Annotated in this window: 7 protein-coding genes; 6 read left to right on the top strand and 1 reads right to left on the bottom strand. The window is 49.5% G+C overall.

The features are described 5' to 3' along the window. The first annotated feature begins 228 nt into the window (after nt 1-228). The 6 genes from rpmH (at nt 229) to AC3QL0_RS16895 (ending at nt 5,508) form a co-directional block, all read left to right on the top strand. Nucleotides 229-363 (top strand): 50S ribosomal protein L34, encoded by a 135-nt coding sequence (gene rpmH, locus AC3QL0_RS16920; RefSeq protein WP_135862368.1) that lies wholly within the window; start codon nt 229-231, stop codon nt 361-363. Between the two features lie 44 nt (nt 364-407). Then, entirely contained in the window at nt 408-776 is a 369-nt protein-coding gene (rnpA, locus tag AC3QL0_RS16915) for a ribonuclease P protein component (RefSeq protein ID WP_493009489.1), read from the top strand. Next, on the top strand, nt 773-1,069 hold the full coding sequence (gene yidD, locus AC3QL0_RS16910) for a membrane protein insertion efficiency factor YidD (protein ID WP_493009488.1): 297 nt from the start codon (nt 773-775) through the stop codon (nt 1,067-1,069). Before rnpA ends, yidD begins: the two co-directional genes overlap by 4 nt. A gap of 89 nt (nt 1,070-1,158) precedes the next feature. Then, nucleotides 1,159-2,841, top strand: a complete 1,683-nt coding sequence (gene yidC / locus AC3QL0_RS16905; RefSeq protein ID WP_493009487.1) for a membrane protein insertase YidC — start codon at nt 1,159-1,161, stop codon at nt 2,839-2,841. 130 nt (nt 2,842-2,971) lie between these two features. Then, nucleotides 2,972-3,946: a GGDEF domain-containing protein gene (locus tag AC3QL0_RS16900; protein WP_493009486.1), complete on the top strand. Its 975-nt coding sequence runs from the start codon at nt 2,972-2,974 to the stop codon at nt 3,944-3,946. Between the two features lie 125 nt (nt 3,947-4,071). Continuing rightward, nucleotides 4,072-5,508 carry a catalase gene (locus tag AC3QL0_RS16895; protein WP_493009485.1) on the top strand — a complete coding sequence of 479 codons (1,437 nt, stop codon included), beginning with the start codon at nt 4,072-4,074 and terminating at the stop codon, nt 5,506-5,508. Between the two features lie 173 nt (nt 5,509-5,681). Here the strand turns inward: AC3QL0_RS16895 and AC3QL0_RS16890 are convergent, their stop codons facing one another. Continuing rightward, nucleotides 5,682-7,448, bottom strand: coding sequence for an L-lactate permease (locus AC3QL0_RS16890; RefSeq protein ID WP_493009484.1), 1,767 nt, complete (start codon nt 7,446-7,448; stop codon nt 5,682-5,684). Nucleotides 7,449-7,599: the final 151 nt, after the last annotated feature.

Here is a 7,599-nt window from a genome sequence, read left to right as displayed (position 1 = left end):
ATTTCTCACTTGTGTAAACTTCGATTCTACCCCGTGTGGCACCCAGTTATCCACAGACAGTAGAAATTACATTGTAATTGATGGCCTAAACAATTGACTAAAAGCCAAAAGTTTGCTGAAATGGTGAGCTTTTCAAGAATTCTTTGTTGCCAGAGGCCGGCATGGTTGCCGGAGGTAGGCCCTTTTTAGGCGTTTTCTGGCGGCACCTTTATTTGTGGATAAATCCCCATGAAGCGCACTTATCAACCTTCCGTTACACGCCGTAAACGTACTCACGGCTTTCGTATCCGTATGAAAACCCGCACTGGTCGTGCTGTTCTGAACGCACGCCGTGGTAAAGGCCGTAAACGTCTGGCCGTATAAAATTAGCGGGACATGGCTGGCACAGTGCTAGTGCCTGAAATCTCATGGACGCCACCTTTCCAGCCACAGCTCGTCTAAAACGCCCCTCCGAATATGTGCAGGCCCTCAAAGGCCGGCGTATCGCCAGAGGGGCTTTGTTCGTTGTAAATACTCCACGTTCATCTGCTGAGAGTTTTCCACAGGAGCAAGCCCGTCTGGGATTAATTATCCCCAAGCGCATGGCTCCACTCGCTGTCACTCGTAATCAGATCAAACGCATATTGCGCGACACCTTCAGGAAACAGCGTCATCAACTTCCTGCTCGCGACTATGTATTCAGATTACACAGCAAAGTACCCGATATTTCGCTACGCCAATTAAAAGAACTGGTGCGAAACGAGGCGGAAGAACACCTCAAACGGGTACAACAATGATCAAAGCCTTGCTGATCGCACCCATACGTTTTTACCAGTATGTGATCAGCCCCTGGTTAGGCCGCTGTTGTCGTTACAGTCCCAGTTGCTCCGCCTACGCCATTGAAGCCATCCAAACACATGGAGCCCTCAAAGGGCTCTGGTTGGGCATTCGCCGTATTGCCCGTTGCCATCCTTGGGGCAGTAGTGGCTATGATCCCGTTCCCCCGGCTAAAAACCGCTTGTCAGTTCCCCCTGAAAAGCCAGATTCCGGGCAGACTTCCCATGATAATCACCCTGGATGTCATCACTAACCCTGTAACATCTACATAAATTATCAGTCCAGCATCAAGCTGCGTTAAACTTCTAAGTTTGCTCAGCTTCATATTGTGAAACAGGCGCTATGGATATTCGTCGTACCCTCCTTTGGATGATCTTCTCCTTCTCGCTCCTGCTGCTATGGAATAACTGGCAAGAGTACAATGGCAAACCTTCGTTGTTTTCCAGTACCCCTGCAAGCGAAACCACGGCACAGGCCACCACTGATGGTGCACCTACAGCAAACGGCTCGTCCGACGCTAGCATCCCATCAGCCGCACCAGCGACAGCCAGCACGCCTGCTGAATTGCCTGTCAGTCCTGCGGTTACCCCAAGCACCGAACTTGTACAGGTTGAAACCAATGTGTATAAGTTGAGTTTTGATCCTACTGGTGCCCAGTTGGTCAAAGCCGAGCTGTTGAAGTACACCTCTCCCGACGCTCCTGATCAACCTATGGTGCTGCTGGATAACTCCGCTGAGTCTATGTACATGGTACAGAGCGGTATCGTGGGTGCCCCGGGTCAGAACTATCCTACTCACCTGACCCCGTTTGGTCTGGTATCCAACACCGTAGACAGCGCCAATGTGCGTACGTTGGTGTTTGAGGCGGTTTCCGACGGTGTGCGTGTGGTGAAAACCTTTACTTTGGGTAGCGACAGTTACGCCATCCAAGTACGACACGATATTTTCAACGTGGGCGATCTCGTTATCCAACCGTCTCTGTACTTGCAGTTGACTCGTGATGGTAACAACCCACCTGATTCCTCTCGTCTGTACAACACCTTCACTGGCCCAGTGGTTTACTCCAGCGAAGACAAGTTCCAGAAAATCTCTTTCTCAGACATCGACAAGAACAAAGCTAGCTACGCTACCCAAGCCAACAACGGCTGGATCGGTTTCGTACAGCACTACTTCGCGACAGCATGGGTTCCACCAGCAGGCAGTGCACGCACTAACCAAGTGCTGCGTGTCAGCGATAACCTGTACGCTATCCGCACTATCGAAGCTGTAGGTAGCATTGCTCCAGGCGCAAGCCAAAGCGTGATTGCTGACCTGTGGGTTGGTCCTCAAGACCAAGCTGCAATGGGTTCCTTGGCTGAAGGTCTGGATCTGGTCGTCGACTACGGTTGGCTGACTATCTTGGCTAAACCCTTGTACTACCTGTTGGCGCTGTTGCACAGCTTCCTAGGTAACTGGGGTTGGTCTATTGTGGCACTGACTGTACTGATCAAATTGGTGTTCTACCCATTGTCAGCAGCCAGCTACCGCTCTATGGCCAAAATGAAACTGGTGACACCACGCTTGCAAGCTCTGCGCGCCAAATACGGTGACGACAAAGCCAAGCTGAATGCTGCCATGATGGAAATGTACCGCACCGAGAAAATCAACCCATTGGGTGGTTGCTTGCCTATGTTGGTACAGATCCCTGTGTTTATTGCTCTGTACTGGGTACTGTTGGGCAGCGTAGAAATGCGCGGTGCACCATGGATCCTATGGGTACAAGACTTGGCCGCACGTGACCCATGGTTCATCTTGCCAGCAGTGATGATGGCTACCATGTTCCTGCAGATCAAGCTGAACCCAACACCTCCAGACCCAATGCAGGCTCGTATCATGATGATCATGCCATTAGTATTCGGCGGGATGATGTTCTTCTTCCCAGCTGGTCTGGTGCTGTACTGGTGCGTGAACAACACCTTGTCCATCGCTCAGCAACGCTACATCATGCACAAATTGGACAAAGAAACAGCAGCAGCTAAACGCTAAGCTACGTTGATTTATCCTAAAGGGGCCGACATAACGTCAGCCCCTTTTTAGTGCTTACACCTTAAGCTAGTTTCTCTTAATACGGCGTCAGTTGCATCGCGCCCTCGAACATTTTTCGCAACTGGAACGTATGGTTGATTCTTCTTCCTTTCTCCCGCCACCCTTCCTATCCACAACTGCCGGCAAGGCAGAACAACAAGAACTAGGGCAATGGGTACTCGCTAGCAACACCGCTGTAGCCATTTTCAATGCCGAAGATCAACTGCATTTTGCCAGCCCGTCTTTCTTGACACTCTATGCGGTCCAGCCCGGCCTCCAAACCTTTAATAGCATCATTAGCCACTGCTTTCACCATAAAGTAGGCCCACGTATTACGTCGCCGCTCTCGCAATGGGTGAACATGGTACAAAGCAAACGCCGTTCTATTCCCGTACGTACATTTGAGGTTGTCATGCTAGATGGACGCTGGATGTGGGGTACAGAAGTCACGTTTACGAATCAGTGGACAATGGTGCAAATCACCGATTTCACCGCCATCAAAAATAAAGAGTTCGCCCTACAAAAAGCCCACGACGAAGCGCTACTTGCAGCCAAAACAGACGACCTCACCAGGCTACCTAACCGTGGTGCCATCATTCAGCGCTTTCATCAACTCTATGAGTTCAGTCTGGGGCAAAGCCAACCCCTAACACTAGCTATTATCGATTTGGACCACTTCAAATCGGTGAACGACAACTTTGGCCATGCCGTAGGTGATGCTGTATTGCGTCATTTCGCAACACAAGCTGATAACCTTATTCGTGCTGCTGGTGGCGTAATAGGGCGCAGCGGCGGAGAAGAGTTTCTGGTAGTACTGCCCAACTCTCCCACTACTTGTGGACAAGATTTGCTAGAAAAACTACGCATACATCTACAAAAACACCCGTTCACCACTGCGCAGAGCATAATTTATTACACCTTTTCCTCTGGTTTGGTTGGTAGCACTCGGCTATGCTCTTTTGAGGATCTGTATAAAGCTGCAGATACAGCTCTCTATACCGCAAAAATCCGCGGACGAAATCAGGATTGTGTTTCTGCCCCAGTAAAAGCGAATACGCAGTATTGATAAAGTAAAGCTATAGCCTTCTTCAATATATTCAATTTCAACTAAGAAACAAACTCTCCTAGAATAGATCACATATAGAGTGCAATACAGATTCCCTGTACATACACCCGAATTGGAGAGTTTCAATGAAGAAAGACCTCATGACCACTGCAGCTGGCGCCCCCGTCAGCCATAACAATGATTCCATGACAGCAGGCCCGCGTGGACCGGTCTTGATGCAGGACACTTGGTTGTTGGAAAAGCTGGCACACTTTAATCGTGAACGTATTCCTGAGCGTGTAGTACACGCCAAAGGCGCTGGTGCTTTTGGTACTTTTACCGCCACACACGACATTAGCCAGTACTCCTGTGCCAATGTCTTCAAAAAAGGGCAACAAACCCAAGTAATGGCCCGTTTTTCTACGGTAGCAGGTGAAGCAGGGGCTGCCGATGCTGAACGTGATGTGCGCGGTTTTTCGCTGAAGTTTTACACTGAAGAAGGTAACTGGGACATGGTGGGGAACAACACTCCTGTGTTCTTTATTCGTGACCCACTGAAGTTCCCTGACTTTATTCACACCCAAAAACGTGATCCACAAACCCATCTGCGTAGCATGACAAATGCATGGGATTTCTGGTCACTGAATCCCGAATCTCTGCACCAGGTCACCATTTTAATGAGTGACCGTGGTCTGCCTAAAAACTTCCGTCAAATTCACGGCTTTGGTTCTCACACCTACAGCCTGATCAACGCCGAAGGCAAACGCCACTGGGTGAAGTTCCACTTCAAATCCATGCAAGGTATTGAGAACTACACCAACGCCGAAGCCAGCAAAGTGGTGGGAGCAGACCGCGAAAGTGCTATTCGTGACCTATACGAGCACATTGATGCGGGCGACTTCCCTCGCTGGGCACTGCGCATTCAGGTGATGACTGAAGATCAAGCACTGAACTACCACCTTAACCCCTTTGATCTGACCAAAGTATGGCCACACGGCGACTTCCCTCTGATTGATGTAGGTGTGTTGGAGCTGAACCGTAACCCTGACAACTACTTTGCCCAAGTCGAGCAAGCCGCCTTTACACCCGGCAACGTGGTTCCAGGTATTGGTTACTCACCAGACCGTATGCTGCAAGGTCGTTTATTTGCTTACGGTGACACACAGCGCTACCGCTTGGGGATCAACCACAACCAGATCCCAGTGAATGCACCCAAATGTCCATTCCACAATAGCTACCACCGTGATGGTGCTATGCGTGTAGACGACAACCAAGGTAACAAGCCTAACTACGAGCCTAACAGTGCGGGTACATGGAAAGAGTCTACCTACCAAGAACCTCCTCTGGCACTGGATGGTCAAGCGGCTGACCACTGGAGCCACCGTGTAGACAGTGATTACTACTCCCAACCCGGTGACTTGTTCCGCTTGATGAGCCCAGCCCAACAGCAACAACTGTTTGATAACGTTGCCGCTGCTATGGCCGGAGTACCTCAGCTCATCATCGACAGACAACTGGAGCACTTCCACCAAGCTGACCCTGCTTATGCAGAGGGTGTGCGTAAAGCCCTAGCAAAAGCGTAATCGTTACACACTAAAAACCGGAGCAGCGTTAATGCTGTTCCGGTTTTTTTTATGGCTGTGGATAAGGTTTATGCTGTTGCCAATTAACGTGCAGTATCCAAAAAGCATTAAGCCCCACGTGCAATACGTGGGGCTTAATGTCGCCATATGGATGGCTAAATAGGCAAGGCGGGTTATGCGTTTGCTACTTTCAAAGCTTTGCCTTTGTTGATGGATAGAATTCCGAAGAATGCGACCAACCATACCAAGGCGGCAATCCACCAGCCCATGCTGCCTGTAATCAGAGCCTGACCGATCAAACCAGCCTGAATACAATAGTAGGCCATTGGGATCAGTGTTTTACGAATGATCTCACCTTCACGGTTCATCATACCTACCACAGCACCAGCTGCTACCACATTGTGTACACAAATCATGTTACCGGCTGCACCACCGACGGCCTGCAACGCTACCACAATGGCTGATGCATCAATACCCAGACCAATGTGCTGTGCTGTGGAAAACTGGAAGTACGAGAACATCATGTTACTGACAGTGTTAGAACCCGCAATAAACGCCCCCAAGCTACCTACCCATGGAGCGACGTTAGGCCAACTGTGACCAGCCAAACCTGCCGCACCTTGAGCCAGTACCAATGGCATGCTGTTTAGCGAACCATCTGCCGCTGCAGAGTTAATAAACACTTGCACCATAGGCACCGCCAACAACAAGGCAGGAGCAGCATCCAGCATGGTAATACCAGAGCTTTTAATACCACGAGCAAACTGCTGCATGTTCATTTTGAAGATGCCAATACACAGCAAGGACACCACAATCAAAATAAAACCAGGCGAGAACAAGAACTGTGCAGAGCTAGAAATCTTTGTACCAAACAGGTTCGCAAAGGTGATGGTGGCATCAGGGCCAGTCAACGCACTTTTTACGGCAGGAATAGTACGAGTGATGATTAGGAAAGCCACAACCAACACGTAAGGCGAGAACGCACGCAATACGGAGAACTTTTTGGCGTTAGGATCATTGTCTACGGTACGCAGCGTACCCAACCATTTTTCTTCCCATGAATCACGAGGAGGAAAGTCAAAGGTGGTTTTAGGAATCAAGAAACCTTTTTTCGCAGCAGGTACCACAATCGCCAAACCGATCAACGCACCCAACATAGATGGGAACTCAGGCCCCAAGATGGTAGCGATGAAGTAGTACGGCACCGTAAAGGCCAAACCTGCAAACAAGGCAAATTTCCATGCACCCAAGCCTTCACGGAAGGATTGTTTCGCACCAAAGAAGCGTGTCAGCAAACCACACAGAATCAGAGGAATCACAAAACCAGTCAGCGCGTGTACTAACGCTACGCTATCCACGATCTGCTGCAAGTATTCCAGAGGAGTGCTAGGAGAGATCAGTGCTGCCACATCCGCTTTGTTATCAATACCGGAGCGCACACCTACCAACATAGGGGTACCCACAGCACCAAACGATACTGGAGTGGATTGAATGATCAGTACCGACATCACAGCAGCCATGGCAGGGAAACCCAGAGCCAAGAGCAACGGAGCGCCTACCGCTGATGGTGTACCAAAACCAGAAGAGCCCTCGATCAACGAACCGAACAACCACGCCACAATAATGACTTGTATGCGACGGTCAGGGGAAACATCAGTAAATCCTTGGCGTATAGCTTGTAAGGCACCACTTTCTTTCAGTGTATTCAGCAGCAAAATTGCCCCAAACACAATGAATAATAAGGTAATGGCTGTAATCAAACCATGCACAGTAGCTGCCGCCACCACCGTACCTTGGGCATTCCACACAAACAATGCCAGCAGCGCGGTAACGACGTATGCAACTCCCATGGAGAATTTTGCAGAGCGTTCTAGTACAACCATCAACAAGAACACTACAGCAATTGGAGCCAACGCCAGTAGCATGTAGAAAGAACTCATAGTTAATACTCTTCTGAATAATCGGCAAGCACGTAATGGTGGGTTTTTCTTTGCCTACATCCATCCCACTCTACGACCACTCACTTACCTAGCTAAAAAATAAACACCCTGAATCATATTGGTAATACCACTTTACACGAAACCCGTATTT

It is taken from the genome of Paenalcaligenes sp. GW821-LYS-B07-1 (assembly GCF_058803365.1).
Note: the sequence above shows the minus strand (reverse complement) of the source record. Positions and strands in the feature narration are given on the sequence as shown.